Source organism: Streptomyces sp. NRRL S-1022, from assembly GCF_000720135.1.
GTDB lineage: Bacteria > Actinomycetota > Actinomycetes > Streptomycetales > Streptomycetaceae > Streptomyces.
On sequence record NZ_JOIU01000096.1, the window covers coordinates 1 to 838 of the forward strand.

At 69.3% G+C, this 838-nt stretch carries 1 protein-coding gene; it reads left to right on the plus strand.

The window, feature by feature from the left end; translation table 11 throughout:
* Positions 1 to 10: 10 nt before the first annotated feature.
* Positions 11 to 838: an RNA polymerase sigma factor SigF gene (locus IG05_RS0140955; RefSeq protein ID WP_030349172.1), complete on the plus strand. Its 828-nt coding sequence runs from the start codon at positions 11 to 13 to the stop codon at positions 836 to 838.

Sequence of the window (838 nt, forward strand, 5' to 3'; positions counted from 1 at the left end):
GACGACGACCGTGCAGACCGCTGGACGTGCGGTGGACGTTCCGGAGATCGCGGATCCGTCCCGGGTGGCGCCGAAGGACGCGCGGGAGTTGTCGAAGCTGTTCTTCGACCGGCTGGCGGTGCTGGAGGAGGGTACGCCCGAGTACCAGGGCGCGCGGAACACGCTGATCGAGATGAACATGTCCCTGGTCCGTTATGCGGCGGGGCGGTTCCGCAGCCGTGGGCCGGAGGAGATGGAGGACATCGTCCAGGTCGGCATGATCGGGCTGATCAAGGCGATCGACCGGTTCGAGCTGACCCGGGAGGTGGAGTTCACCTCGTTCGCGGTGCCCTACATCGTGGGTGAGATCAAGCGGTTCTTCCGGGACACCTCCTGGGCGGTGCACGTGCCGCGGCGGCTGCAGGAGGCGCGGGTGCAGCTGGCCCGGGCCAACGAGGAGCTGCGCAGCCGGCTGGGGCGGACGCCGACGACCCGGGAGCTGTCGGAGCTGATGAGTCTGCCGGAGGACGAGGTGGTGGAGGCGCAGCTGGCGTCCAACGGCTACCGGTCGGCCTCGCTGGACGCGGCGATCAGCGGCAGCGAGGACGGTGAGGCGGCGCTGGCGGACTTCATCGGTGACGAGGACCAGGCGCTGGGTCTGGTGGAGGACTTCCACGCGCTGGCCCCGATGATCGCGGAGCTGGACGAGCGGGACCGGAAGATCATCCACTGGCGGTTCGTGGAGGAGCTGACCCAGGCGCAGATCGGCGAGCGCCTCGGCGTCTCCCAGATGCACGTCTCCCGGCTGATCACGCGACTGCTGGGCCGGCTGCGCGAGGGCATGCTCAGCACCACCTGA